This window comes from Brevundimonas sp. FV2ps16 (assembly GCF_058681075.1).
Window position 1 is genome coordinate 511,230 of record NZ_CM178728.1, and the last position, 24,899, is coordinate 536,128.

Consider the following 24,899-nt stretch of genomic DNA (forward strand, 5'->3'; position numbering starts at 1 on the left):
CCGGATAATGGGATCGATCAGGGGACAAGTATGGCGGCTCTCATTCTGTTCGGCGGCGGCGGCGATCTGGCGATGCGCATGCTGTTGCCGTCGCTCTATTTCCTCGAGCACGACGGCCTACTGCCGGACGATCTCAAGATCATCGGCGCCGCCCGTTCCGAAGAGACGCCAGACGAATATGTGGCCAAGGTCCATGACGCCGTGAAGGCCAAGGCCGAGGCGGACAAGGCCTGGGACGACCATAGCTGGGCCAAGATGAAGGCCCGCCTGGACTATCTGGCCGTGGACGCCACCGATCCCGCCAGCCTGAAGGGCCTGAAGGATCGCGTCGGCGACGGCGAGGTCACCTCCTTCCTGGCCGTGTCGCCCTCGCTGTACGGCCGTATCGTCACGGCGATGAAGTCGGCCGGCCTGGCCGAGCGCAACTGCCGCATCGTGCTGGAGAAGCCGGTCGGCCGCGACCTCAAGTCCTTCCTCGAGATCGACGACGCCGTGGCCCACGCCTTCCGCGAAGACCAGGTGTTCCGCATCGACCACTATCTGGGCAAGGAGACCGTCCAGAACCTGACGGCGCTTCGCTTCGGCAACACCATTTTCGAGCCGCTGTGGAACAATCTGACGATCGACCACGTCCAGATCACCATCGGCGAAACGGTCGGCGTCGGCGACCGCTGGCCTTACTATGACGAGTACGGCGCATTGCGCGACATGCTCCAGAACCACATGCTCCAGCTGCTGTGCCTGGTCGCCATGGAGCCGCCGTCGGACCTGGATCCGGAATCGCTGCGCAACGAAAAGGTCAAGGTGCTGCGGTCCCTGCGCCCCATCACCCACGAAGAGGCGGAACGCGTCACCGTGCGCGGCCAGTATGTGGCCGGCGTGTCCGAGGGCAAGCCGGCAAAGGGCTATGACGAGGAGCGCGGCGCCGATTCCGACACCGAGACCTTCGTCGCCATCCGGGCCGACATCGACAACTGGCGCTGGGCCGGCGTGCCCTTCTTCATGCGCACCGGCAAACGGCTGCCCGAGAAGCGCACCGAGATCGTCATCCAGTTCAAGCCCGTCCCCCATTCCATCTTCGACAACGAAGAGGGCGAGGCGCCCGCCAATCGCATGATCATCGAGCTTCAGCCCGAGGAAGACATCTCCCTGACGGTGATGAACAAGCGCCCCGGCCTGGACAAGCGGATGCAGCTCCAGCCCATCACCATGAGCCTGTCGTGGGGTGTGGACGGCAAGTCCGCCGCCCCGCCGCGCCGCCGCATCGCCTACGAACGCCTGCTGCTGGACGCCATGCACGGCGACTCCACCCTGTTCGTCCGCCGCGACGAGGCGGAGCAAGCCTGGAAATGGGTGGACGAGGTCGCCGAGGCCTGGGCCGAGTCCGGCCAGAAGCCCGACGAATATGTCGCCGGCACCTGGGGCCCCGACAGCGCCGACATGCTGATGATGCGCACCGGCCGCGACTGGAACACCACCGATGTCTGAGACGCCCGTGATCGAAACCTTCCCCACCGTCGACGCCTGGGCCGAGGCCATCGCCGCGCGCCTGTCCGAGACCCTGGGCGCCGCCGTCCGCGACAAGGGCGGGGCTGTGTTCGCCGGCCCCGGCGGGACCACCCCCGCCCCCGTCTATCGCCGCCTCGCCGCGACCGACCTGGACTGGACGAAGATTGCCGTCACCCTGGTGGACGAGCGCTACGTCCCCGAGACCTCGCCTGAGTCCAACGCCCGGCTGATCCGCGACGTCCTGTTGCAGGACAAGGCCGCCGCCGGGCGCTTCATCCCCCTCTATACGCCCGAGGTCACCGTGGACCGCGCCGCCATCGTAGCGGCCCACGCCCTGGCCGATGCGGGCGGACGTTTCGACGCGGTCCTTCTCGGCATGGGGGAGGATGGCCATATCTGCTCCATGTTCCCCAACAGCCCCACCCTGAAGACCCTGCTGACCCCGACGCTGAAGCCGACCGTTCTAGGCGTCCCCCACGGCCGCGACGGCGCGGCGCCGACGATCGAGCGCCTGTCGATCAACCTGCCCTATCTGATGGCCGCCGGCCGGGTGATCCTGGGCCTGAAGGGCGAGGCCAAACGCCGCGTGTTCGAGCAGGAAGCCCAGGGCGATCCCAAGATCCAGCCCATCGCCGCCCTGATCGCCGCCGGCGTCCCCCTCGAAGTTCTGTATACGGAAGCCAGCTGACATGACCCTGCACCCCACGGTGGCCGCGGTCACCGCCCGGATTGTCGAGAAGAGCCGCGCCACCCGCGCCGACTACATCCGTCGCATGGACGCCGCCCGCGACAGCGGGACCGGCCGCGCCAAACTGTCCTGCGCCAACTGGGCCCACGCCTTCGCCGGCCAGACCATCGCCGACAAGCTGACCGCCATGGACGGGTCCAAGCCCAACCTGGGCATCGTCACCGCCTATAACGACATGCTGTCGGCCCACCAGCCGTTCGAACGCTTCCCCGGCGTAGTCCGCGAAGCGGTGCGTCAGGTCGGCGCGACGGCCCAGGTCGCCGGCGGCACCCCCGCCATGTGCGATGGCGTCACCCAGGGCCGCCCCGGCATGGAGCTGTCGCTGTTCAGCCGCGACGTCATCGCCATGTCCACCGGCGTGGCCCTGACCCATGACGCCTTCGACGCCGCCCTGATGCTGGGCGTCTGCGACAAGATCGTGCCCGGCCTGTTCATGGGGGCCCTGGCCTTCGGCCATCTGCCCGTCGTCTTCGCCCCGGCCGGCCCCATGCCCTCGGGCATTCCGAACGCCGAGAAAGCCCGCGTCCGCGCCGAGTACGCCCAGAACAAGGTGGACCGCCAGACCCTGCTGGAAAGCGAGATCGGCTCCTACCACTCGCCCGGCACCTGCACCTTCTACGGTACGGCCAACTCCAACCAGATGATGATGGAGTTGGCGGGCCTGCACATGCCCTCGACCGCCTTCGTCCATCCGGACACCGGCCTGCGCGACGCCCTGACCGCCGCCGCCGCCCAGCGCGCCGTCGAACTGGCCCGCAGCGGCGAGTGCCGCATGGCCGACGTCATCGACGAGAAGTCCATCGTCAACGCCATCGTCGCCCTTCTGGCCACCGGCGGCTCGACCAACCACGCCATCCACCTGGTCGCCATGGCCCGGGCGGCGGGCGTGCTGATCGACTGGACCGACATGGACGAGCTGTCGTCCGTCACCCCCCTGCTGGCCCGCGTCTATCCCAACGGTTCGGCCGATGTGAACGCCTTCCAGGCCGCCGGCGGCGTCGCCTTCGTGGCCCGCGAGCTGGCCCAGGCCGGCCATATCCACTCGGACGTGACCACCATCATGGGCAAGGGGATCGAGCCCTATTTCCAGGAGCCGTCGATGGTCGACGGCCAGCTGGTCTGGCGCGACGGGGTCAAGGAAAGCCTCGATCTCGACATCCTGCGTCCCGCCTCCAACCCCTTCGACAAGGAGGGCGGTCTGCGCCTGGTCAAGGGCGACCTGGGCCGCGCCGTGATCAAGGTCTCGGCGGTCAAGCCCGAGAATCGCATCGTCGAGGCGCCCGCCGCCGTCTTCGAGACTCAGGAAGACGCGCTGCAAGCCTTCAAGGACGGCAAGCTTTACCGCGACGTCGTCGTGGTCCTGCGCTTCCAGGGGCCCAAGGCCAACGGCATGCCCGAACTGCACAGCCTGTCGCCCGCCCTGTCGATCATTCAGGACAAGGGGTTCAAGGTCGCCTTCGTCACCGATGGCCGCATGTCCGGCGCCAGCGGCAAGACCCCCGCCGCCATTCACGTGTCGCCTGAGGCCCTGGCCGGCGGCCCCCTGGCCCATGTGAAGGACGGCGACATCATCCGCCTGGACGCCGAGGCCGGGGTTCTGACCACGGTGGGCGTCGGCGACCTGTCGGCCCGTCCCGCCGCCGCTCGCGGCGACGCCAACGCCGCCGGCACGGCCTGGGGCTATGGCCGCGAACTGTTCGGGGCCTTCCGCCACGTCGTCACCACCGCTGAAGAAGGCGCGACTGTCTGCTTCGCCTTCCCTAGCGGCGCCCAATCGCATACGGACACGCCACCCGATCCGAACTTCGTCGACCGGACCGTGGACGCCTGATCCGCCGCACCGACCGCAGGAAACGCCTTATGAATGACAAGACCCTCCTCGTCGGCGACGTCGGCGGCACCAATGCTCGCTTCGCCGTGGCCCGCATGGTGGACGGCAAGCCCGTGCTGGACCACCACGAGAGCTTCCCGGCCGAGACCTATCCGACCTTCCTTGAAGGCGTCGCCGCCTTCATCGAGGGCTGCGAGGTCAAGCCGACCGGCGGCGTCATCGCCGTCGCCGGCCCCGTCACCGACGGCGAGATCGACCTGACCAACTCGCCCTGGCGCGTGTCGGAAGCCGAACTTCAGACCCTGGGCCTGAAACCGGTCAAGCTGATCAACGACTTCGAGGCCCTGGCCTGGGGCGCCCCCGTGGTGCCGGAAGACCAGCTGGAAAGCCTGGGCGGCCCCGTCGACGGCGATCCGCACGCCACCGTCGCCGTCCTCGGCCCCGGCACCGGCTTCGGCGTCTCGGCCCTGGTGCGCGACGCCCACGGCAAGGAGATGGCCATGCCGTCGGAAGGCGGCCACGCCTGTTTCCCCCCCGGCGATCCGGTCGAGGACGAGATCCTGCGCATCCTGCGCCGCCGCTATGACCGCGTCTCCATCGAACGCCTGATCTGCGGCCCCGGCCTGCTGAACATGCACCGCGCCCTGGCCGAGATCGACGGCCGCGAGACCCATATCGAGGATCCGGCCCAGATCACCGAGACGGCGATGAACGACCCCGACAGCCCCTGCGGCGCCACCCTGGCCCGCTTCTGCGCCATCCTGGGCGCGGTCGCCGGCGACATCGCCCTGACCACGGGCGCGCGCGGCGGGGTCTATATCGCCGGCGGCATCGTCCCGCGCATCCTGCCCTTCATCAAGTCCAGCCCCTTCCGCCAGAGGTTCGAGCGCAAGGGCCGGTTCAAGGACTATATGTCCGAGATTCCGACCAAGGTGATCATGCACAAACATGCGGCCCTGCTGGGCGCCGCCCGCGTCGCCTTCGCCGAAGCCGAGGGCTAAGGCCTCACGAAAAGCTCACGGCGGCGTGAACCCAACCGCCGCCGTGACGTTTCCTCCGCTCCAAAAACGGAAGGAAACGCCATGAAAAAGTTCGCCATCGCCGCCGCCTCGCTGTTCGCCCTGTCGGGCGTCGCCGCCTGCGGTGAAAGCGCCGCTGACCGCGCCGCCGAAAGCCGCGCCGACGCCGTCGAGGCCCAGGGCGAAGCCCGCGCCGATCAGCTGGAAGCCCAGGCCGACGCCGCCCCGACCGACGCCCAGGAAGACGCCCTGAACCGCCAGGCCGATCAGGTCGAGGAAAACGCCGACCGTCGCGCCGACCAGATCGAGCAACAGGGCGGCAACGCCGACGGCGGCATGACCACCCACAACACCCCGACCACCAACTAAGGTCGGCGCCAACCGGCCCCCGTCGTTCGCGGCGGGGGCTTTTGCGCCTTAGCCCGCCTTAGGCGGCCACGGCACGAAGGCGCTGGTCCGCTTCACATAGTCCGCATACCCCGGCCGCGACCTGTTGATCGCCTTCTCCGTAATCCCGATCCCCGACCAGCGCGTCAAGGTGAAGGTCAGGAAGATCGGCCCCGCGATCGACCACAGGCCCACGCCCGTCTCGGCCGCGATCAGCCACAGCCCCCACCAGACGCAGGCGTCGCCGAAATAGTTCGGATGCCGCGTATAGCGCCACAGGCCGGTATCCAGCACCTTGCCCTTGTTCGCCGGATCGCGCTTGAAGGCCGCCAGCTGGGCGTCGCCGACGCTCTCGAACACGATCCCGACCACCGCCAGCACCGCCCCGACCCCGGCGACGACCCCCAGCCCCGGCTGGGCCGCGACCTGCCCCATCTGCACCGGCAGCGAGGTCAGCCAGGCCAGAACCGCCTGGGGCAGAAACACGAACAACAGCGCCGTCTTGGCGAACGACCAGCCGTGAGACTTTTCCTGATCCTCGACGATCTGCACATACCGCCCATCCGCCCCGCTGGCCCGCCAGCGCCGGAACAGGTGCCAGCCCAGCCGCAAGGCCCAGACCGCGCACAACCCGACCAGCAGCGCCTTGCGCGCGGGATCGCCGTCCGCGCGCGGCAGGGTCGCGACCGCCAGCAACAACATCCCCAGCGGCCAAACCGCATCGATGAAGCTGACGTCCTTCAGCTTCAGGGCGACCAGCCACAGGCCGAGCATCACGGCGACGATCAGGGCCAGGTTCAGTCCCAGCAGGATGAGGATGTCGGTCAGGGTCATGGGCATAGTACGCGCCACACCACACGACGGATCGCATCGTTACGCAGGCTCAGCCTACCGCGTCGGTCTCACAGGCCTTCAGGATGGCTGGATAGCCAATCGCCATGCTTCATCTTCAGCGAAGCAACCGGCCCCGCCTCAGCCAGAAACAGATCAATCCCGCCGTCGTAGGGAGCGAAGATCGAACCTGTCGCCTCCGACATCCAGAGCGTCGGACCGGCTTCGCCTTCAGCGATGCTTGCCAGAAGCGCGTCAAAAGAGCCTTCGGTCCATCGAACCGGCCCCGCATGAACTCGCCATACCACCTCGTCGTCATCGTCTTGCGCGAACTCGAAGACGGACTCGAGACCGAACTGCCGCGTGGCGGCGAACGGATCGTTGACGTCAGCCACATCGACCATTCCGGCAGGCGTCACCCAATGCGTCTGAACCAACCAGCACGGATCCGATTTCAGCACTTCTGCGGCAAGAAGATTCTGGCGTTCCAGGATCATGCGGCGCTCGTCGTCGCTGTCTGCGTATCGCTTCGAGTTGGGCAGCGAATGGAAACGAACCCAGTTCGCCGCGCCACTTTCCCTGAGCCTATAGCCGACAGGCCAATGACCATCGTGAAAGCGCGACCACAGCTGTTGGAACGGGTTCATCCCAAGACCGTAACCAAGTCGCCGACCAACGTCATCCACCCTGTCTTGCCGCCTGAGACTCAGCGCGGCTCAACCACCGTCAGCTCCGGCCAACGCCCCCGCGCATTCTCGATGGTCTTGGCCCAGCCCTTGGCCAGCGGCCGGTTCGGGTTCGGCCGGACGACCATAGCGAACACATTCTCCAGCCCGAACGGCGCCGCCACCGTGATCGTGTCGTCCGCCTCCAGCCGCACCCCGACGGCGAAGGTCGGGGCCACGAACCGGCCCAGGGCCTCGTCGGTCGCGTGCAACGGCGCATAGGGTTCGCCGAACCGGTTCTGGAACCACAGGTGCACCCGCGCCTGATTGCGCACCTCGACCTGACTGCGGAAGGGCTCGTCAAAGGCGGCGGCGACCTGTTTGATCACGACGTCCTCGGCCTCGTAGGACAGGTCCGACCCGTCGAAATAGGCCAGGTCGTAGTCCTTGATCCCGTACCCCGCCGGCCGCCCCGTCCTGGCGTTCCACACCGCCTGGTAGACGGCGCCCGACACCAGCCGCCAGTCGGGCAGATCAAACCCCCGCACCGTCCGCAGGACGTGCATCAGGCCGGGATCGGCGCGGACGATTTCGATTAGCTTCAGGCTCAGGGCGTCGCTCATTGCCTACCCTTAGCCTCCACGTCCGTTCAGCGGGAGACGTCGCGCGCCGTCATCCCCAGCCCTCTCCCTCCCCGTCATCCCAGGGCTTGTCCCTGGGATCCATACGCCCGGTATCGACGACGGCGCACTGCGTGGAAACACCGGGCGTATGGATCCTCGCCACAGGGGCGAGGATGACGACCCCAAAGCAAAACACGCGCCTGCAACGGCCGGCCATCCCACCCCCGACCACCTATTACGCGCACAATTTTCGAAACAAGCCTTCAGCAATTCAGAGACTTGAACATTAGTTCGACCAAATACCCGGCGCCCATTCAGCCCCGCTTATAATGGCGGCTCGGTCTTTGACATCGCCAGACGCCCATAGAAGTCGCCACGTGACACAGTGCCATTTCGCACCGGAAATTTTCGCTTTCACCACAGACACTTACGAGACATGGCACAGATGGCGCCCTATTTTAGCGCCACGCCATTCGCCTCAGCCCCGCACCGGCCAGCCGTGATCCAGCGGCCCATGCCCCCCGCCCAGACCCGGCGCGCGCCGGATCGCCTCGCCGACATAGGCCCAGGCTTCCGCCACCGCGACCTCCAGCGGCCGCCCCAGGGCCAGGCCCGCCGCGCAGGCGCTGGCCAGAGTACAGCCGGTGCCGTGGGTATGCCGGGTGTCGATCCGCTCGGCCTCCAGCACCGTCTCCCCGTCGGTCGTCATCAACAGGTCAATCACTGTCGGTCCGTCCACATGACCGCCCTTCATCAGCACGGCCCGCGCGCCCAGCCGCAGCAGGGCCTCGCCCGCCCGCCGCTGACCGTCGATATCGCGCACCGCCAGACCGGTCAGGGCCTCGGCCTCGGGCGCATTGGGGGTCAGTAGGGCCGCACGGGGGATCATCAGGGTCCGGACCGCCTCCACCGCCGCGTCCGGCAGCAGCGGATGGCCGCCCTTGGCCACCATGACCGGATCGACCACCGCCGGGGCGTCCGCCTCGTCCAGCAGGGCCGCCACCGTCTCGACCACCTCGACCGAGCCCAGCATGCCGGTCTTGACCGCATCGGTTCCGATGTCCTCCAGCACCGCCCGCGCCTGGGCCGCGATCAACTCCAGCGGCAGCGGATGGACGCCGTGAACCCCCAGGGTGTTCTGCACCGTGATCGCGGTGATCGCCGTGGCGGCGAACCCGCCCATCATCGTCACCGCCTTGATGTCGGCCTGGATCCCGGCGCCGCCGCCCGAATCCGACCCTGCCAGGACCAGCACTCTCCCCCGATGAAGGCTCATGCGTGCGCCCCCGAGAACAGCTTCAGCCCGACGATCCCCGCCACGATCAGCAGGATGCACACCGCCCGCACCGCCGTCGCCGGCTCGCCATAGACGACGATCCCGACCAGGGCCGCCCCCACCGCCCCGATCCCGGTCCAGATGGCATAGGCCGTGCCGATCGGCAGCTTCTGCGTCGCCACCCACAGCAGAATCATGCTGGCGGCCAGCGCGACCAGAACCCCCAGCGAGGTCAGCGGCCTTTGCAGGCTGACATTCTTCAGGCCGGACGCCCACAGCACTTCCAGCAGACCGGCGACGACCAGCGTCACCCACGGATTGATCGACATGACCCAGGACATGGGGACCAGATGGCCCAGGCCGTCGCCGGGGGCAAGCGTGTCACTCCGCTGCCGCCACCGCCGCCAGCAGCTTCAGCGCCTGAACCGTCTCGCGCACATCATGGACCCGCACCATCCGCGCCCCACGCCTCGCCCCCTCCAGGGCCAGGGCCAGCGAGCCCCCCAGCCGGTCGGTCGCCTCCACCGCCGTCGCATCGACCGCCTGGATCGTCCGCTTGCGGCTGGCGGCGTACAGCACCGGGAACCCCAGCCCGACCAGTTCGCCCAGCCGCGCCGTCAGCGCCATATTGTGCGCCAGCGTCTTGCCGAACCCTATGCCCGGATCCAGCCAGATACGGTCCCGCGCCACGCCCGCCGCCATGGCCGCCTCGGCCCGCTCGCGCAGATAGTCCCGCACCTCGCCCACCACCTCGCCATAGCGGGGATCGGCCTGCATCGTCCGGGGCTCCCCCCGCATGTGCATCAGCACCACCTCGCACCCCAGCTCGGCCGCGACCGCCAGACTGTCCGGCGAATGGCTCAGGGCCGTCACGTCGTTCCACATGCCCGCCCCCGCCGCGACGGCGGCGAGGGCCACGGCGGGCTTCATCGTATCGACGCTGATCGCCCCATCCCAGCGCGCGCGAACGGCCGCGATCACCGGCGCGACCCGTTCGATCTCCTCGGCCTCGCCCACCGGCTCCGCCCCCGGCCGAGTGCTCTCGCCGCCGATGTCCAGCACCTGCGCCCCCTGTTCGACCAGCCGCATCGCCTGGTCCACCGCCGCCTGCGTCGACTCCCACCGCCCCCCGTCGGAGAAGCTGTCAGGCGTGACATTGACGATCCCCATGACCTGAACCGTCATCCCGGTCTCCCGATCAGCCCGCCCAGGGCCTCCAGATAGACGCCGAACGCCTTGCGCCCCTCAGGCGTGATCGACACCCGGGTCAGCGGCTTGTTGTTCACGAAACTCTTGGCCACGGCGACATAGCCGGCCTCCTCCAGCTTCTTGATATGGACCGACAGATTGCCCTGCGTCGCCTCCAGCACCGTCTTCAGCTCGGTGAAGTCGGCGGCCTCGGCGTCGGCCAGATAGACCATGATCCCCAGCCGCATGCGGCCGTGGATGACCTCGTCGATCCGCCCCAGGTCGTTCAGCCCCATGGATCAGCCGGCGTCCGCATCGACGGTGCGCTTCCTCAGCGACTCGCGGGTGATGATCCAGCCCGGCCCCGCAAACAGCAGGAACAGCGCCGCCGTGGCGACATACAGATAGACCAGCGGCTGGCGCACCAGCAGGCCCAGCGCCACCGCCGTCGCCCATCCTCCCAGCGACGCCGCCAGCATCCAGCCCTTCTTCTTCAGGGTCCAGGCCACATACCAGGCCGCTGACTGAAGGGCGAAGATCATGGCCGGGTAATAGAGCCAGACGGCGAAGTCCTTGTCCCGCGCCGACCCGAAGCCGAAGACGATGATGATGGCCAGATTGGCCATGCCCGCCCCGCTGAAGGCCGCGTTCAGGGTACGGGTCACGATGGGGCTGGCCTTCGGCCGCTTGCGGTCCTCGCGGATCGCCCAGACCATCACCACCAGGAAGGCCACAGTGATCCCGGCGACGAAGGCCAGGCTGACTGGGCCCGGCCAGCGGACCACGCCTAGCGACTGGCCGATGTGGACCAGGCACTGAAGCCCGTACAACAGGCCGCCGGCCAGATACATGACCCCCATCGTCAGGGTCGCTCTCGGATCGCCCCCGCCCTGGACGATCGAACGGAGGAAGGCCAGGTCGGCCTCGGGCGTGCTGCGGGACGTGTCGATCATCGATGATTCCTCTGCGGCGGGCGCGTCACTCGGATGGACGCGGCGGCCGGGGTTGGCAAGCTATTCGGCGGGAGACAGGACGGGCGCGGGGCTGCGCCGCCAGGGAACCCGGCGACCGTTCAGCCAGCGGCCCATGAAGCTGTGTCGGATCAGCAGTTCATAGCTGGCGACCGAAACGGCCAGCACCCCGCCGACGACCAGCGCGAGCTTGACCGGCCAGGGCATGACCCAGTCCTGAACCAGCACCTGGGCCGCCATCACCAGCGGCAGATGAACGATATAAATCCAGTATGAGGCGTCGGCGAGATAACGCCGCGTCGGGCTGTGTCCCCCCAAGAACCGCAGAGCAAGGGCCATGGTCGCAAAGGCCGAGGCATAGGTCGCGACGCCGAACGCCGCCGCCGTCATCGCCTTCGTCGTCGGATCGGTCATCGGGACCAGATGCGGGTCCGGCCCGCCCGCCAGCATCAGGGCCGTGGTTCCGGCTCCCATCGCCAGTCCCAGATAGGCCGGCCACCAGGCCTGGATTCGGCCCAGCAGATCACGCCGACGATCCAGCAAGGCGCCGAAGCCGAAGGCCAGGCCGAACCCGACCAGGGCCGACGTATTGGGGATCAGTCCCGCGTCCGGCGTCGGCACGCCGAAGAAGGCGATCCAGTTCGGCTGGAACCACAGGGCCAGCGCGAGCGGCGCCCCCAGGACGAACGGCCCCCACGGGCCGATCAGGCCGGTCGTGATACCGTCGATCACCCTCCCCCAGGCGCCGCTCCGGTCCAGCGCGGCGAAGGGCGCCCTTAGAATCAGCAGCGCGACATAGAAGATCAGCAGCGCCCACAGGAACCACAGGTGGGTCAGCGGAATATTGGTCCAGTCGTATTCCGGCGTCGGCGGCGCATCGGCGGCCGTCATTCCTTGCAGGCCCGCGTTCCAGATCAGGACCACAACGATGGCCGTCAGCACCAGGCCCCAGAAAATGGCCAACGGCGCGGCGATCCGGACCAGGCGGTTCTTTACGAACCCCCACACCCCCGTGCGCGCCAACATCATGTGGGCGAACAGCCCCGCGATGAGGAAGAAGGTGGTCATTCGGAACAGGTGGATGACGAAGAACAGTCCGCTGGCCCACACCGACCGCTGGTCGTCGCCGACGATCCAGATCTGGGCTGGAAAGAAGGACATGCTCGCGTGGAGCAAGACGCCCAATAGCAGGGCCACGCCCCGCAGCCCGTCGAGGGCATGAAGCCGCTCGGTTCGATCGATTTCGTGTAGCGCCATGACAACCCTCCCGTTGCGGACGGGACGGTATCTCACAGACCAGTCTGAAATTCAAACTAGTTGAAAGTGCCCTTTGTCGCTGCTTGCGGATGGGGGTGATGGGCGCGGCGACGCAGGCAAAGAAAAACCGCCAGGAGATCGCTCTCCCGGTGGGTCCATTCACCACCGTCATCCTCGGGCTTGACCCGAGGACCGGATGTTCAGCGGCATTGCGTCAAAGGCGACGCACAGCCGGGTCCCCCGCCGATCCTCGGGTCAAGCCCGAGGATGACGGAGGAAGAGCCCCGGATCAGTGAACCGTCGGCACGCTGGTCGCGGCCGGGGCGGCGACCGGGATCTCGACCGTGGTTCCATCCGAGACCGGCGTCACCGGCACCGAGACCGAAGGGCCGGCGTTGGGGAAGTTGTTCTCGTCGCGGTTCGGGGCGACTCCCTTCTCCAGCAGATCCTTGATCTCTTCGCCGGACAGGGTCTCGTATTCCAGCAAGGCCTGCGACAGCTTCTCGTGATGATCGGCCTTGTCGGTCAGGATCTTGCGGGCCTCGTCCCAGCCCGAGGCGACCAGACGACGGACTTCCTCGTCGATGGTGCGGGCCGTCTCTTCCGAGACGTTCTGGCTGCGGGCGACCGAGTGACCCAGGAAGACCTCTTCCTGATTGTCGCCGTAAGCCACCGTGCCCAGCTTCTCGGAGAAGCCCCAGCGCGTGACCATGGCCCGGGCCAGCTTGGTCGCCTGTTCGATGTCGGAGCTGGCGCCCGAGGTGATGTTCTCCTTGCCGAAGATCAGCTCCTCAGCCACCCGACCGCCGGCCATGATGGCGATCCGGTCAATCATCTGCTGGTACTTCATCGAATAGCGGTCGCCTTCCGGCAACTGCATCACCATGCCCAGGGCGCGGCCGCGCGGGACGATGGTCGCCTTGTGCACCGGGTCGGCCATCTTGACGTTCATGGCGACAATGGCGTGACCGGCCTCGTGATAGGCGGTCAGGCGCTTTTCTTCCTCGTTCATCGCCATCGAGCGACGCTCCGCCCCCATCAGCACCTTGTCCTTGGCGTCCTCGAAGTCGCGGTGCGTGACCATGCGACGGTCCTTGCGGGCCGCCGTCAGGGCCGCCTCATTGACCAGATTGGCCAGGTCGGCGCCCGAGAAGCCGGGCGTGCCGCGCGCGATGGTCTTGGTGTTCACGTCGGCGGCCAGGGGCACGTCCTTCATATGGACGCGCAGGATACGCTCGCGGCCCGAGACGTCCGGGTTGGGCACCACCACCTGACGGTCGAAACGGCCGGGACGCAGCAGAGCCGGGTCCAGCACGTCAGGACGGTTGGTGGCGGCGATCAGGATGATGTTCTCGGACGCTTCGAAGCCGTCCATCTCGACCAGCAGCTGGTTCAGCGTCTGTTCGCGCTCGTCGTTTCCGCCGCCCAGGCCGGCGCCGCGATGACGACCGACGGCGTCGATCTCATCGATGAAGATGATGCAGGGCGCATTCTTCTTGCCTTGCTCGAACATGTCGCGCACGCGGCTGGCGCCGACGCCGACGAACATTTCGACGAAGTCCGAACCCGAGATCGAGAAGAAGGGCACGCCGGCTTCACCCGCCACAGCGCGGGCCAGCAGGGTCTTGCCGGTGCCGGGAGGGCCGACCAGCAGGGCGCCCTTGGGGATCTTGCCGCCCAGGCGCTGGAACTTGCCCGGATCCTTCAGGAAGTCGACGACCTCCTGCAGTTCCTCCTTGGCCTCGTCCACGCCGGCGACGTCGTCGAAGGTCTTGCGGCCCTTGTGCTCGGTCAGCAGCTTGGCCTTGGACTTGCCGAAGCCCATGGCGCCGCGCGCCCCGCCCTGCATCTGGCGCATGAAGAAGATCCACACCCCGACCAGAAGCGCGATGGGCAGAATCCCCATCAGCAGGCTCATCCAGATCGACTGGCGCGTGGTCTTGGCGTCGACATTGACGCCGGCGGCCAGCATGGAATTGACCAGCTGCTCATTCGGATAAGGGGTGGTGGCGGTGAAGCGTCCGTCGTTCTTGTAGACGCCGGTCACCTGGTCGCCGCGCACGGTGGCTTCCTTGATGTCGCCGGCCTCGACCCGCTGCACCAGCTGGGAATAGGTGATGGTTTCGGGCCGGGCGGCGCCGGGGCCCTGGGCCGCCATGCCGGTCATGGCTCCGCCTTGCGAGACGGCGGCGTAGGCCGCTAGCAGGGCCAGTATGATGACGCCCGTGATCGCCAGATTACGCAGGTTCATTGAGGTCCTCGGTCGTCCGCCGGCTCCGATTGGATCGACGGTCTGGATTGTCTGTCTCGGAAAATAGGCGCTTCCACGGCGTTACGCCATGGCGGCGCATTCAGATCGTCTTCATGCGTCGTTTCGTCCAGCGCCAGACTGAGCCTTTCGGAGACCAGTTCGCGCCGTTCGACCTGCGGACTTGCAAGAACCGGTCCCGCTTCGACGTCCCGGATCAGGACCGGAAACCCGCCACGCGTCGCGACCGGAAGCGCGCCGATTATGGTCCGATCGGCCGCCGACAGATCAGACAGACGCCCCCGCGCCGGAACGACGGACCAGCCCGGCGTCCGCGCCAAGAAGGCGAACCGGCCGTCCCAGACCGCTTCAACGCCGGTTTCCAGAACCAGCGACCCTGGCGGACGACGGACAAGCTCTCCGGCCTCGCGCATCAGAACCACAGTCGCGCCGTTCGCTTCGATCCGAGCCCCGCACAGGGTGGCCTCAAAGTCTTCCCCCGCCCCCAGTCGTTGCATCAGTCGCGCCAGCCGATCTCCCCGCGGCGGCGTCGCCCCGCCGCCGACACAGACCAGAGCGGCCGCCAGCGATCTGGCGCCGACGTCGCGCGCGACCCACGCGGCCCCCTCAGCCGTGACCGAAACTCCAATGTGAGAACCGCCGTCGTTTGTTCCCGCCGCCCCGCCGGCATGGCCAATATCCGGCGCCGTTCCCGCCAGCGCGCGCCGCGCCCGGCTACGGCCAAAACGCGGGTCGGTGTTGCCAGGGTCTTCGATCCACTCGGCCCCCTCAGCCGCCAGCCAGGTCCGCAAGGTTTCGCGCCGCTCGCCCAGCAGGGGCCGCAGCAGCATCAGGCCTCGCCCCTCAGGCCAGACCGGCGACGGCGACCATTCCCGTACCCTCCCCAGGGTCGAACCCTCGGCCCGCATCAGGTCAGCCTCGGCGACGTCGTCGGCCGTATGGGCGAACAGGACGACCCGCGCGCCGGCCGCGCGCGCCGCCGCCGCGATCAGCCGGTGCCGCGCCCCGCGCGCCGCCGCCGTCAGACCCGTCGTCGGCTTTTCACCATCCCAGGCCAGCGCCCGCCAATCGGCGCCTACAGCGCGCGCCGAAGCGCCGGCGAACCGGGTCCAATCCGCGCTTGAGGGGTTCAGTCCATGATCGACCGTCAGGGCCAACAGGGGTCGCCCGCGGTCGCCCGCCCAGGCGGCCGCCAGCCTCAACAAAGAGATTGAATCGCCGCCGCCGGACAGGGCGAGAGCGACCGGGCGGTCGTCATCCCGTCTCAGCCGTCGATCCAGCCCGGCAAAGACCCGGGCCGTCAGACCCGGGTCTTTTACAGCGCCGGCGGGCGTCAGCTGCACCCGTTGGCGGTCTTCATCTGGGCCGCGCGGGCCTTCTGGGGGTCTGAGGCGGCGGGGGCGTAGCGGCGCGTGAATTCGCCCAGCGCCGCGCAGCCCTGGGTCTTGCGATCAGTGGCGAACAGGGCGTCGGCCAGTTTCAGCGTGGTGTCGGCGGCCCAGCCGATACGCGGCCAGTCCTTCAGGGCGGCGGCGTAGAAGGGCACGGCCCCCGCCTTGTCGTTGGACGAGACGCGGATGTCGCCGAGGCGCGAATTGGCCTCGCGCGCCTGGGGCGTATCGGGCCAGGTGACGACCAGGGTCTCGAGCGCCCGCGCGCCGCGCGGCCGGTCGCTGCCCATCAGGCGCACAGCGGCGGCCAGATCCTGAACCGCGTCGCCGGTCGGCGAATTGGCTTCGATGGGGGCGTTCAGCTCAGCCGCCGTCTCCAGCTTCTCGATCCGGGCTTCGGCGTCCAGCAATCGGGTGCGCAGGGCGGCGCTGTCGCGCTGGGCCTCGTCCAGTTGGAAGGTCAGCCGCTCGTTGTCGCCGTTGATCCGACGCACCGTGGCCTCCAGATCCCCAAGTCGCTGATTCATCAAGCCGAACTGGCTCTGCAGCGTGACCACCTCCGGATCCGGCTCCACCAGCACCGGCTCGCCCGCAGCATTGCGCTGCGTCAGCGCCCGCTCCAGCCGGCGGACATTGCGGTCCAGCTGCTCGAGGCGACGTTTGTCCCATTCAATCGGTTGCATGATATTGGGCGCCGCCTGTTGCGCCACCGCGCCCCCGGCGATCAGGACAAGGCCGACGGCGGTGGCGGCGAAGGCGCGGGTGCGCATGAAGGAGAGCTTGAGCATCATGGGTCTCTAGGTTCCACCGATTTGGGGCCGCCGCAAGGCGCAGTCAGTGCCCAAGGCCCAGATAGAGGATCGACATGACGAACAGAACCACCACGATGTTGCAGAAGAACAGCAGAAGGATCGTTCGCCAAAGCGTCGAAAAGAACGACAGGCTGTAGGCCCCTTTCAGTTGGGCGAAGACATGGACGGGAATGGCCAGAAATCCGAGCCCGCTGACCCATGCGCCCAGGCTGCTGTTGATCGTCCCGGCCAACACCATGGCCATCAGCAGCAGGGCCATGAAGGTCAACGAGTATAGGACGAACACCCCGTGATCATACAGGGTGAAGCCTCGTCGCCAAATGAACAGAAGCGCCAGGAAGGGGATCGAGAAGGGCACAAGCAGGAAGGCGAACTTGTACATCGTCTGTTGCAGCTTATAGACCGCCAGGTCCGGATTCTGCAGCTTCTTCAACACCGTCGCGCCGAAGCCGTGATCGTTTTCGTCGGCCTCCTTGCCCATGACCTTCAGCTTGGTCGAGCCGCCTGACACCTTGTCGCCCGACGCGATGTCCTTGATGCTGGCCTGCCAGCTGCCCGGCTTAAGGCCGTCGGCGCGGCCTTCGCGCTGCTCGGTTTCCAGCCGCGCCAGCTCGGCCCGCTTCTGGGCCACCATCGCCTGGCCGCCTTCGATCCCGACACGGGCCATGCCGGACGGGTCTGTCACCGCCTCGGCCCGTACCTCTGCCAGGGCCTTCTCGGCCTCGACCAGTTCCTGACGTTGCGCCTGGATGTCCTGGGCCAGCACCACCGGCGCCTCGTGCTGGGGCATGAAGCTCAGCGCGAAGAACATGACGAAAAGGGTGAACAGGAAGATCGCCAACGGCGACACATACCGCGTCCGCTTGCCCTCGACCCATTCCCGCGTCAGCCGACCGGGATTGAAGGCCAGCAGCGGCAGGGTCCGCCAGACACGGGCGTCGAAGTGCATGACGCCGTGAAGCAGTTCCTCGCCCAGGTGCAGCAGGGTGCGGTGGACGTGGGTGGGCTGACCGCAGTTGGAACAGAAATTGCCGCTGGTCGGCGCGCCGCAGTCGGAGCAGAGCCCGTGTCCGGCCTCGCCCGCATGACCCGTCGGCTTTTCGATCGCCCCCGCGACCAATCCTCCGGTGATCGCGCCACCGGCCCCTTCGATATCCACGCGCCTATCCCCCCGGCAGAGCTTGAGCCCACTTAGCGGACGCCGGGGGCAAAAGAAAAGAGGCGCCGGACTGCGCCGACGCCTCTCATCATTCCAGTCCCTGGGGACCGTCGTCCTTAGCGCGGAGCGCCCGAAACGATGGCGGTGTGGGCGTTGCGGTTACGCGCCCAGCTGTCCTCGCTCGAACCCTCGGCGATCGGGCGCTCCTTGCCGTAGCTGATGGTGTCGATACGGCCGGCCGGCACGCCACGATTGATCAGATAGGTGCGCACGGCCTCAGCGCGGCGGGCGCCCAGAGCCAGGTTGTACTCGCGGGTGCCGCGTTCGTCGGCGTTGCCTTCGATGCGGACCGTGACCTGCGGATAGCGCGCCAGCCACTGGGCCTGGGCGTCCAGACGCGGCATGGCTTCAGGACGGACGTCATAGGAGTCCAGGTCGAAATAGATCCGGTCGCCGACGTTGACGACAAAGTCCTGTTCCGAGCCCGGCGCGGCGGCGCCCATGTTTCCGCCCGAGACCGGGCCGGTCGGCGCGGTCGGGTAGGCGGGGCCGGTCGTCGGAGCAGTCGGCTGGGTCGGCACCGCGCCTTCCACGGGCTTGCGAGCACAGGCCGCCATGGCGGCGACGGCGCAGCCGACCATGGCCAGGGTGAGGATGCGGGAAGTCTTCATTGGGTCGTCTCCTGAAACAGTCGGGGTGAGGACGGCGGCCTCAAGCGTGGCCGTATATTGTGCCGGGTATCGCTTTTGTATGACAGGGGGAATAACGGCTTGTTGACCGCTCGGCTGTCAGTTGGGGCAGCTGTCCGCCCCCTGGCCGAGGCCGATGTTCGATGGCGGCGCGTCCAGTAGCGGGGACCAGGCCGGGTCCGTGCCCCGACCGTTGTAGCCGGCCTGGGCCACCACACGCCCCGACAGGTCCACGGTCCACAGCCGGGTGTCGCCACCGCGCGTCTGGCGGGCGAACATCACATAGCGGCCGTTGGGCGCCCAGTTCGGCCCCTCCTCGAAATAGCTGGACGACAGGATACGCTCGCCCGATCCGTCGGCGTTCATCACCCCGGTCGAGAACCGGCCGCCGCCCTGTTTGGTGAAGGCGATCAGATTGCCGGTCGGGCTCCAGGACGGGGCCGTATAGACCCCGCCGCCGCGCGAGATCGGCCGCTGGCCCGATCCGTCGGCCCGCATCACATACAGCCGCGCCGTGCCCGACCGGTCCGAGTTGAACACGATCTGGCTGCCGTCCGGGCTGAAGGACGGCGAAGTGTCGATGCCCGGATCCGAGGTCAGGCGCGACAGCTGCCGGCTGCGCAGGTCCATCACATAGATGTCGGTGTTGCCGCCGCGGATAATGGAGAAGGCGATCTTGTTGCCGTCGTTCGAGAAGCGCGGGGCCAGCACCTGGCCGTCGAACTCGCCCAGGCTTTCGGTGCGGCCGGTCGTCAGGTTGCGCAGATAGATCCGGCTGTAGTCCTTGCCCAGCGCCACATAGGTGATCTCGTCCGGCTGCGAGATCGAGAAGCGCGGCGACATGATCACCTCGTCGCCCTGGGTCAGATAGGTGGGGTTGAACCCGTCCTGGTCGGCGATGGTCAGACGGTTGATCCGGTTCAACTGGGTCCCCTCTTCGGAGACGAACAGTACGCGGGAATCGAAGAAGCCCGCCTCGCCGGTCATCCGCTGATAGATGACGTCCGAAATCTTGTGCGCGATCCGGCGCCACTGCTCCTGGGTGGCGGTGAACTGATAGCTGACCAACTGGCACTGGCGGTAGGGATCATAGAGGCGGAAGCCGACGTCCAGCCGGTTGTCCGCCCGCGGCGTCACCGCCCCATACAGCACCGCCTGGGCCCCGATCTGGGTCCACTGCGGGTAGTTGGGCGCGTTCGCCAGCGTCAGCCCGGTCTCAATGAAGCCGGACGGATCCAACGGTTCAAAGAAGCCGGAACGCCGCAGATTGCCGCTGACCACATTGGAGATGTCCGTGCCGTGATCGCCGGTGAAGGGGACGATGGCGATCTGGAGGGGTTTGAGCACGCCGTCATCGACGACGACATCCTGCATCGGCGCGCCTTGGGAGCCCGCTTGAGCGTGAACCGGGCTGTGCATCATCGGCGCGGCCAGGACCGCGACGGCGGCCGAGGCCAGAAGTAGGTTCAGACGCATATATTTGCTCCCAGGCTTGGAAAGACAGTCTCGTCCTTATCGCTGGACGTTGTGACAATCGCCAGCTTCACGGCGATTGGGGCGACATTCGGTCGAGTTGGATACCCGTCACGGAATGTTTAGCGACTTCCGCACTTTCGCGCAGTTTCAAACCGGAAGGGCACTTCCTGAGCCTGGAAGCCGGTGGGTACGTCAAAAGGCGCTGCCGCGCGCAGCGCGCGAAGCATGGCGTCGGAGGCGGCCCGCCAAGTCGCATCATTGCGCGGCTGTTCCAGACGTGGCGAACCGACGATCTGCCCATCAGAAGTTAGGCGCACCGTCACCCGAATGGTCATGGCGTCCATACCCGGCAGATCGCAGTTCAGGTTCCAGTGGGGATTCACCTGCCCCGCCAACGCAGCAAGTTGCGGCCCGGTTGCACGACTGGCCGTTCCCGCCCCCTGCTGGCCCGTCGCCGGCCGCCCGCGTTGGTTGGTGTTGCGCGTCGGTCCCGCCAATGCGTCCAGATCCAGGCTGGGCTCATCCCGCTTTGGCGCGGGCCGCGCGGGGGTCGGCGGGGTCGGACGGGGCGGGGTGGGTCGAGCCTTCTCCGGCGTCGGCGGGGCGGGCCGGGGCGGCGTGGGTCGCGGCGTCGGCGTCGGACGTGGGGTCGGACGCGGCGGCGCAGGCGTGGGGGTCGGCGGCGGCGGCGTCGGCTGCGGGACCGGCGGCGTCGGCTCCTCCGGCGCGCTGACCGGGGCGGTGGCGGCGTCTTCGGGCGAGGGTTCCGGCTGCGGATTGTCGGCGGCCGCAGCCTCGATCACCGTCTCAGAGACGATGGACACCGGCACCGAATTCACCAGCGGCTTGGGCTCGTCCGCCTTGTGTGAAAACGAAACGAAGGCGAGCGCGACCACCCCGGCGTGCAGGGCGATGGATCCCAGAATGGCGGGGCTGGGACGACGCAAGCGATCAGGCCTCCGGCGCCGTGTCGGTGATCAGGTTCAGCTTGGTGAAGCCCGAGGCCGACAGCCGCGCCATCACCCGCGCCACCGCCTGATAGGGAGCACGGCCGTCAGCCCGCACGAAGACCGGACGCTCGGCCGCCTTGTCCGATCCGCCCGCCTCGGTCAGCAGGCTCACGGCCAGATCGTCGAAGGCCGTCTCGCTCTCGCCGATGAAGATGGCGCCCTGCTGGTCGATGCTGACCGACAGGGGTTCGTTGTCGGTATCGACCGCGCTGGCCTCGGTCTTGGGCAGTTCCACCGGCACGCCCACGGTCAGAAGCGGCGCCGAGATCATGAAGATGATCAGCAGCACCAGCATCACGTCCACCAGGGGCGTGACATTGATCTCGGTCAGGGGGCCTCTGCGCCCCCGCCGCCCGCGACGCGACCCGCCGCCGCTCGCACCGCCGCCCAGCGCCATGGCTCAGACGCCCCGCTTGAGGTTGAGGCCCGAGGTCGGGGCGGGGGCCGGGGGCGTCGCGGAACTGCCCAGACGCCGCGCCACGGCCGCCTGAAGATCGTCGGCGAAAGCTTCCAGCCGGCCGGTGAACTTGCCCGCGTCGATCGAGAACTTGTTGTAGGCGATATAGGCCGGGATGGCCGCCGCCAGGCCGATGGCCGTGGCGAACAGGGCCTCGGCGATGGCCGGCGCCACAGTGGTCAGATTGGTGTTGCCCGCCGCCGCGATATTGCCGAAGGCGTTCATGATGCCCCAGACCGTGCCGAACAGGCCGATGAAGGGCGATGCGGTCGCCACCACCGAAAGCACGCCCAGACCATTCTCGATCCGCTGGCCTTCACGCGAGATCAGGCTGTTCAGCGCCCGGTCGATCCGGGTCATCAGCAGGTCGCCTTGATGGTCGTTCAACGGTCCCTTCTGACGCGCCTCGCGCCAGTCGGACAGGGCGATGACCAGCATGCGCGGCAGGGCGTGTTCCGGCGACGGCCCGGCCTGGGTCGCCACATCTTCCAGCGACCGGCCGGACTGAACCGCCTTTTCGAACTCGTCCGCCTGTTTGTTCAGTGCGAAGAACCGGAAGGCCTTGTCGATGATGATGGTCCAGGACCACAGCGACGCCGCCGCCAAACCGATCATCACCGACTTCACCACCCAGTCGGCGGTCAGGAACAGCTCGACGGGGTTCATCATCGAGGCGTCGACGGGCGTAGTCATTCAGGCGCTCCGGGCGGAATCGGGTGCGGGGTTGGAAAAAACAGGCGACGCCCTCTTCGACCGAGCGGGCGTGACCATTGTGTGGCGAGGGCGGCTTCTAGCGGGCCAGAGGGCGCCCGTCACCTGACAGGCGCGTCATCCGGATCATTCCGACGCCGGACGACGGTTCGGATCGACCGCGACGGAGACCGGGGCGCCGAGGCTGATGATCACGCCCTCGTGGCCTTCCTTGGCGATGGAATAGGTGGCGGCGTCGCGGACCAGCTGTTCCTCGCAGGCCCGGTCGCCGGGTCGGCCCAGGGCCTCGCAGCCGCGCTTGGCCGCGTCGGTCCAGCCCAGCACCCGGCGCGTCGCCGCCTCGGCCCGTTTGATGGCGGCCTCGTCCTCGGCCGCCGCCTGGGCGATCAGGGCCTGACGCGCGCCCTGCTGGTATTGCAGCTCGGCCTGGCCCGCCATCTTGCGTTCCCAGACCTTGTAATAGGGGCAGCCGGCCAGGCCGCCGCCGATCACCAGGACCAGCAGCAGGAAGCTCACGATGACCGCGCTGGCGGTGATTCCCTGATTTTCCATGGTCTAACCTCCCCCGAGTTCGTCCGATCCTAATCGGCGCCGGCGCCTTTCGCCAGCCAGGGCGTCACCTTCTCGACCAACCCCTTCGACGGTCGACGCGGGCGGCCGTCCAGATGGATGCAGACCGCCGTCACATCAGCACGGCACAGCACTTCTCCGGCCCGCTCCACGCTCTGGCGGATGATCAGCCGCACCCCCTTCACCTGCTCATAGACAGTGCGCACTACCAGGGCGTCATCGATCCGCGCCGGCTTCAGGTAGCGGATGTTCAGTTCGGACACGACGAAGGCCAAAGGCTCATCCTGTTCCAGCAGATCGGCGTGGCCGACGCCGATGGCCCGCAGGAAGTCCGACCGCCCCCGTTCGAAATAGCGGACATAGTTGGCGTGATAGACCAGACCGGTGAAATCCGTGTCCTCGTAATAGACGCGCACCGGCAACAGGTGGTCGCGTCCGTCGAAACGGCCGGCGGTGGGAAGGTCGGTCATGGCCCCAGTCTAGCGCGTCGGCGGGGTGGTCAGGAAGCCGGGGCAATAGCGTTCGCGCATTTCGCGGAACTCCATCGGCAGGGGATCGTCGCTGAACAGGATGCGGTTGGGCAGGGAGACGAAACCGACCGCCGGACCGCCGCGCCGGCGCCCGACATAGCCGCAGGCCGCGCGTTTCTCGCCAAGCTCCGAATATCGCAGCTCTGCGCTGCTCCCGAGTTGCTCGTCGATCTGACGCGCCACACGCGGCATGGGCGCTTCCGGCGGCGTTGCGCGCGGCCCCTGAGCCATGGCCCACAGTCCGGCGGCGACGGCGGCGCAGCCGACGACCGCGACCGCCAGGCCCGCGCGGCGCAACGCCGTCGCTTTGCGGGAGGTCGGGACGGCGTCGGATCGAACGGTCATGGCGCGCTCCGCTTGGGCGGCGATTCAACGACACGAGCCGGGACTTGGCAAGCCTCAGTCGAACAGGTCGCCCGGCACGGGACCGGCGGCGGGCGGGGGCGGCGCACTCAGGCCCAAGTGGGCATAGGCCTTGGCGCAGGCCATGCGGCCGCGCGGGGTGCGCATGATGAAGCCCTGTTGCAGCAGATAGGGTTCGATCACGTCCTCGACCGCGTCGCGGGCCTCAGCGATGGCGGCGGCCAAGGTGTCCATTCCCACCGGCCCGCCGCCGTAGTTTTCGATCAGGGCCTTCAGGAAGCGCCGGTCCAGGCTGTCCAGCCCGGCCTCGTCCACCTCCAGCCGGGCCAGGGCTTTCGCCGCGACCAGTTTAGAGATGGTCTCGGCGCCGTCCGCCGAGGCGAAGTCGCGCACACGGCGCAGCAGCCGCCCGGCAATCCGGGGCGTGCCCCGCGCCCGCGACGCGATCTCGCGCGCACCGGCCTCGTCGATGGCCGCGCCCATCTTGCGCGCCGTGCCCCGCACCACGGCCGTCAGTTCGTCGGGCGTGTAGAACTCCAGCCGCAGAGGGATGCCGAACCGGTCTCGCAGCGGCGTGGCCAACAGGCCCGCCCGGGTCGTGGCCCCCACCAGGGTGAAGGGCGCCAGATCGATCCGCACCGAGCGCGCCGACGGCCCCTCGCCGATGATCAGGTCCAGCACATGGTCCTCCATGGCCGGATACAGGATCTCTTCGACGTTCGGGCTCAGCCGGTGGATCTCGTCGATGAACAACACATCGCGCGGCTCCAGATTGGTCAGGATCGCCGCCAGATCCCCCGCCTTGGCCAGGATCGGGCCGGACGTGGCCCGGAACCCCACCCCCAGCTCGCGCGCCACGATCTGCGCCAAAGTCGTCTTGCCCAGTCCCGGCGGCCCGAACAGCAGCACATGGTCCAGCGCCTCTGCCCGGCCGCGCGCGGCGTCGATGAAGACCTTCAGATTGCCCTTGGCCTGGGACTGGCCGACGAACTCGGACAGGGTCTGGGGCCGCAGGGCGCGGTCGAAGGCTTCGCCCGTTTCGGCTTCTGGAGAGATGATGCGGGTCATATCCAACTTCCGCTCATCCCGGCGAAAGCCGGGACCCAGTGTTTTCGCATCACTCTGCGCCGGGCGCAGACCCGAGCTCTCGGATCGAC

27 protein-coding genes are annotated in these 24,899 nt (G+C 67.9%); 5 read left to right on the forward strand and 22 right to left on the reverse strand.

Going from position 1 to position 24,899, the window contains the following annotated elements; translation table 11 throughout:
* The first annotated feature begins 30 nt into the window (after window positions 1-30).
* The 5 genes from zwf to ACW170_RS02405 all read left to right on the forward strand — a co-directional run bounded on the left by zwf (window position 31) and on the right by ACW170_RS02405 (window position 5,476).
* Window positions 31-1,488, forward strand: coding sequence for a glucose-6-phosphate dehydrogenase (gene zwf, locus ACW170_RS02385; RefSeq protein WP_492088118.1), 1,458 nt, complete (start codon window positions 31-33; stop codon window positions 1,486-1,488).
* The gene (pgl, locus tag ACW170_RS02390) at window positions 1,481-2,197 is read left to right on the forward strand and encodes a 6-phosphogluconolactonase (RefSeq protein WP_492088119.1); all 717 of its coding nucleotides are present in this window, start codon (window positions 1,481-1,483) and stop codon (window positions 2,195-2,197) included. The genes zwf and pgl overlap by 8 nt, the downstream gene beginning before the upstream one ends.
* 1 nt (window position 2,198) lies before the next feature.
* Window positions 2,199-4,088, forward strand: coding sequence for a phosphogluconate dehydratase (gene edd / locus ACW170_RS02395; RefSeq protein WP_492088120.1), 1,890 nt, complete (start codon window positions 2,199-2,201; stop codon window positions 4,086-4,088).
* Window positions 4,089-4,117: 29 nt separating this feature from the next.
* Complete coding sequence (gene glk / locus ACW170_RS02400) at window positions 4,118-5,089, forward strand: glucokinase (RefSeq protein WP_492088121.1); 972 nt, start codon at window positions 4,118-4,120, stop codon at window positions 5,087-5,089.
* An 81-nt stretch (window positions 5,090-5,170) separates the two neighbouring features.
* Complete coding sequence (locus ACW170_RS02405; RefSeq protein ID WP_492088122.1) at window positions 5,171-5,476, forward strand: hypothetical protein; 306 nt, start codon at window positions 5,171-5,173, stop codon at window positions 5,474-5,476.
* Between the two features lie 48 nt (window positions 5,477-5,524).
* Here the strand turns inward: ACW170_RS02405 and ACW170_RS02410 are convergent, their stop codons facing one another.
* The 22 genes from ACW170_RS02410 to ruvB all read right to left on the reverse strand — a co-directional run bounded on the left by ACW170_RS02410 (window position 5,525) and on the right by ruvB (window position 24,810).
* Window positions 5,525-6,334: a DUF1295 domain-containing protein gene (locus ACW170_RS02410; RefSeq protein WP_492088123.1), complete on the reverse strand. Its 810-nt coding sequence runs from the start codon at window positions 6,332-6,334 to the stop codon at window positions 5,525-5,527.
* Between the two features lie 62 nt (window positions 6,335-6,396).
* On the reverse strand, window positions 6,397-6,972 hold the full coding sequence (locus ACW170_RS02415; RefSeq protein ID WP_492088124.1) for a DUF3885 domain-containing protein: 576 nt from the start codon (window positions 6,970-6,972) through the stop codon (window positions 6,397-6,399).
* 59 nt (window positions 6,973-7,031) lie between these two features.
* The gene (locus ACW170_RS02420; protein WP_492088125.1) at window positions 7,032-7,613 is read right to left on the reverse strand and encodes a nucleotidyltransferase family protein; all 582 of its coding nucleotides are present in this window, start codon (window positions 7,611-7,613) and stop codon (window positions 7,032-7,034) included.
* A 478-nt stretch (window positions 7,614-8,091) separates the two neighbouring features.
* Window positions 8,092-8,889: a bifunctional hydroxymethylpyrimidine kinase/phosphomethylpyrimidine kinase gene (gene thiD, locus ACW170_RS02425; RefSeq protein ID WP_492088126.1), complete on the reverse strand. Its 798-nt coding sequence runs from the start codon at window positions 8,887-8,889 to the stop codon at window positions 8,092-8,094.
* Complete coding sequence (locus tag ACW170_RS02430) at window positions 8,886-9,230, reverse strand: DMT family transporter (RefSeq protein ID WP_154726412.1); 345 nt, start codon at window positions 9,228-9,230, stop codon at window positions 8,886-8,888. The genes thiD and ACW170_RS02430 overlap by 4 nt, the downstream gene beginning before the upstream one ends.
* A 40-nt stretch (window positions 9,231-9,270) precedes the next feature.
* The gene (folP, locus tag ACW170_RS02435; RefSeq protein WP_492088127.1) at window positions 9,271-10,074 is read right to left on the reverse strand and encodes a dihydropteroate synthase; all 804 of its coding nucleotides are present in this window, start codon (window positions 10,072-10,074) and stop codon (window positions 9,271-9,273) included.
* The gene (locus tag ACW170_RS02440) at window positions 10,071-10,373 is read right to left on the reverse strand and encodes a winged helix-turn-helix domain-containing protein (RefSeq protein ID WP_271164614.1); all 303 of its coding nucleotides are present in this window, start codon (window positions 10,371-10,373) and stop codon (window positions 10,071-10,073) included. Before ACW170_RS02440 ends, folP begins: the two co-directional genes overlap by 4 nt.
* Before the next feature lie 3 nt (window positions 10,374-10,376).
* Window positions 10,377-11,030 carry a hypothetical protein gene (locus ACW170_RS02445; RefSeq protein WP_492088128.1) on the reverse strand — a complete coding sequence of 218 codons (654 nt, stop codon included), beginning with the start codon at window positions 11,028-11,030 and terminating at the stop codon, window positions 10,377-10,379.
* Window positions 11,031-11,090: 60 nt separating this feature from the next.
* Entirely contained in the window at window positions 11,091-12,305 is a 1,215-nt protein-coding gene (locus tag ACW170_RS02450; RefSeq protein WP_492088129.1) for an acyltransferase family protein, read from the reverse strand.
* Window positions 12,306-12,594: 289 nt separating this feature from the next.
* Complete coding sequence (gene ftsH, locus ACW170_RS02455) at window positions 12,595-14,556, reverse strand: ATP-dependent zinc metalloprotease FtsH (protein WP_492088130.1); 1,962 nt, start codon at window positions 14,554-14,556, stop codon at window positions 12,595-12,597.
* Window positions 14,553-15,917, reverse strand: coding sequence for a tRNA lysidine(34) synthetase TilS (tilS, locus tag ACW170_RS02460; protein ID WP_492088131.1), 1,365 nt, complete (start codon window positions 15,915-15,917; stop codon window positions 14,553-14,555). The genes ftsH and tilS overlap by 4 nt, the downstream gene beginning before the upstream one ends.
* Window positions 15,908-16,756, reverse strand: coding sequence for a tol-pal system protein (locus tag ACW170_RS02465; RefSeq protein ID WP_492088132.1), 849 nt, complete (start codon window positions 16,754-16,756; stop codon window positions 15,908-15,910). Before ACW170_RS02465 ends, tilS begins: the two co-directional genes overlap by 10 nt.
* Before the next feature lie 43 nt (window positions 16,757-16,799).
* The gene (locus tag ACW170_RS02470; protein WP_492088133.1) at window positions 16,800-17,936 is read right to left on the reverse strand and encodes a DUF3667 domain-containing protein; all 1,137 of its coding nucleotides are present in this window, start codon (window positions 17,934-17,936) and stop codon (window positions 16,800-16,802) included.
* 116 nt (window positions 17,937-18,052) lie between these two features.
* The gene (pal, locus tag ACW170_RS02475; protein WP_492088134.1) at window positions 18,053-18,607 is read right to left on the reverse strand and encodes a peptidoglycan-associated lipoprotein Pal; all 555 of its coding nucleotides are present in this window, start codon (window positions 18,605-18,607) and stop codon (window positions 18,053-18,055) included.
* A gap of 117 nt (window positions 18,608-18,724) precedes the next feature.
* A complete protein-coding gene (tolB, locus tag ACW170_RS02480) occupies window positions 18,725-20,101 on the reverse strand; it encodes a Tol-Pal system beta propeller repeat protein TolB (RefSeq protein ID WP_492088135.1) in 1,377 nt (458 codons plus the stop codon).
* A 119-nt stretch (window positions 20,102-20,220) separates the two neighbouring features.
* Complete coding sequence (locus ACW170_RS02485) at window positions 20,221-21,048, reverse strand: hypothetical protein (protein ID WP_492088136.1); 828 nt, start codon at window positions 21,046-21,048, stop codon at window positions 20,221-20,223.
* Between the two features lie 4 nt (window positions 21,049-21,052).
* Window positions 21,053-21,508: an ExbD/TolR family protein gene (locus ACW170_RS02490; protein WP_492088137.1), complete on the reverse strand. Its 456-nt coding sequence runs from the start codon at window positions 21,506-21,508 to the stop codon at window positions 21,053-21,055.
* A gap of 3 nt (window positions 21,509-21,511) precedes the next feature.
* Window positions 21,512-22,261, reverse strand: coding sequence for a protein TolQ (gene tolQ, locus ACW170_RS02495; protein WP_492088138.1), 750 nt, complete (start codon window positions 22,259-22,261; stop codon window positions 21,512-21,514).
* A 144-nt stretch (window positions 22,262-22,405) separates the two neighbouring features.
* On the reverse strand, window positions 22,406-22,831 hold the full coding sequence (locus ACW170_RS02500; RefSeq protein ID WP_492088139.1) for a hypothetical protein: 426 nt from the start codon (window positions 22,829-22,831) through the stop codon (window positions 22,406-22,408).
* Between the two features lie 29 nt (window positions 22,832-22,860).
* On the reverse strand, window positions 22,861-23,319 hold the full coding sequence (ybgC, locus tag ACW170_RS02505) for a tol-pal system-associated acyl-CoA thioesterase (RefSeq protein ID WP_492088140.1): 459 nt from the start codon (window positions 23,317-23,319) through the stop codon (window positions 22,861-22,863).
* Between the two features lie 9 nt (window positions 23,320-23,328).
* Window positions 23,329-23,724 (reverse strand): hypothetical protein, encoded by a 396-nt coding sequence (locus ACW170_RS02510; protein ID WP_492088141.1) that lies wholly within the window; start codon window positions 23,722-23,724, stop codon window positions 23,329-23,331.
* Between the two features lie 54 nt (window positions 23,725-23,778).
* The gene (ruvB, locus tag ACW170_RS02515) at window positions 23,779-24,810 is read right to left on the reverse strand and encodes a Holliday junction branch migration DNA helicase RuvB (RefSeq protein WP_154727095.1); all 1,032 of its coding nucleotides are present in this window, start codon (window positions 24,808-24,810) and stop codon (window positions 23,779-23,781) included.
* Window positions 24,811-24,899 lie beyond the last annotated feature (89 nt).

Coding starts and splice junctions, on each gene's coding strand:
- ruvB (WP_154727095.1), bottom strand. CDS start 24,810: ATGACCCGCATCATCTCTCCAGAAGCCGAAACGGGCGAAGCCTTCGAC.
- ACW170_RS02510 (WP_492088141.1), bottom strand. CDS start 23,724: ATGACCGTTCGATCCGACGCCGTCCCGACCTCCCGCAAAGCGACGGCG.
- ACW170_RS02430 (WP_154726412.1), bottom strand. CDS start 9,230: ATGTCCTGGGTCATGTCGATCAATCCGTGGGTGACGCTGGTCGTCGCC.
- ACW170_RS02450 (WP_492088129.1), bottom strand. CDS start 12,305: ATGGCGCTACACGAAATCGATCGAACCGAGCGGCTTCATGCCCTCGAC.
- ACW170_RS02500 (WP_492088139.1), bottom strand. CDS start 22,831: ATGGAAAATCAGGGAATCACCGCCAGCGCGGTCATCGTGAGCTTCCTG.
- ACW170_RS02405 (WP_492088122.1), top strand. CDS start 5,171: ATGAAAAAGTTCGCCATCGCCGCCGCCTCGCTGTTCGCCCTGTCGGGC.
- ACW170_RS02465 (WP_492088132.1), bottom strand. CDS start 16,756: ATGATGCTCAAGCTCTCCTTCATGCGCACCCGCGCCTTCGCCGCCACC.
- glk (WP_492088121.1), top strand. CDS start 4,118: ATGAATGACAAGACCCTCCTCGTCGGCGACGTCGGCGGCACCAATGCT.
- ftsH (WP_492088130.1), bottom strand. CDS start 14,556: ATGAACCTGCGTAATCTGGCGATCACGGGCGTCATCATACTGGCCCTG.
- thiD (WP_492088126.1), bottom strand. CDS start 8,889: ATGAGCCTTCATCGGGGGAGAGTGCTGGTCCTGGCAGGGTCGGATTCG.
- edd (WP_492088120.1), top strand. CDS start 2,199: ATGACCCTGCACCCCACGGTGGCCGCGGTCACCGCCCGGATTGTCGAG.
- ACW170_RS02410 (WP_492088123.1), bottom strand. CDS start 6,334: ATGCCCATGACCCTGACCGACATCCTCATCCTGCTGGGACTGAACCTG.
- zwf (WP_492088118.1), top strand. CDS start 31: ATGGCGGCTCTCATTCTGTTCGGCGGCGGCGGCGATCTGGCGATGCGC.
- ACW170_RS02445 (WP_492088128.1), bottom strand. CDS start 11,030: ATGATCGACACGTCCCGCAGCACGCCCGAGGCCGACCTGGCCTTCCTC.
- ybgC (WP_492088140.1), bottom strand. CDS start 23,319: ATGACCGACCTTCCCACCGCCGGCCGTTTCGACGGACGCGACCACCTG.
- folP (WP_492088127.1), bottom strand. CDS start 10,074: ATGACGGTTCAGGTCATGGGGATCGTCAATGTCACGCCTGACAGCTTC.
- ACW170_RS02440 (WP_271164614.1), bottom strand. CDS start 10,373: ATGGGGCTGAACGACCTGGGGCGGATCGACGAGGTCATCCACGGCCGC.
- tolB (WP_492088135.1), bottom strand. CDS start 20,101: ATGCGTCTGAACCTACTTCTGGCCTCGGCCGCCGTCGCGGTCCTGGCC.
- ACW170_RS02415 (WP_492088124.1), bottom strand. CDS start 6,972: ATGAACCCGTTCCAACAGCTGTGGTCGCGCTTTCACGATGGTCATTGG.
- ACW170_RS02420 (WP_492088125.1), bottom strand. CDS start 7,613: ATGAGCGACGCCCTGAGCCTGAAGCTAATCGAAATCGTCCGCGCCGAT.
- pal (WP_492088134.1), bottom strand. CDS start 18,607: ATGAAGACTTCCCGCATCCTCACCCTGGCCATGGTCGGCTGCGCCGTC.
- ACW170_RS02490 (WP_492088137.1), bottom strand. CDS start 21,508: ATGGCGCTGGGCGGCGGTGCGAGCGGCGGCGGGTCGCGTCGCGGGCGG.
- pgl (WP_492088119.1), top strand. CDS start 1,481: ATGTCTGAGACGCCCGTGATCGAAACCTTCCCCACCGTCGACGCCTGG.
- tolQ (WP_492088138.1), bottom strand. CDS start 22,261: ATGACTACGCCCGTCGACGCCTCGATGATGAACCCCGTCGAGCTGTTC.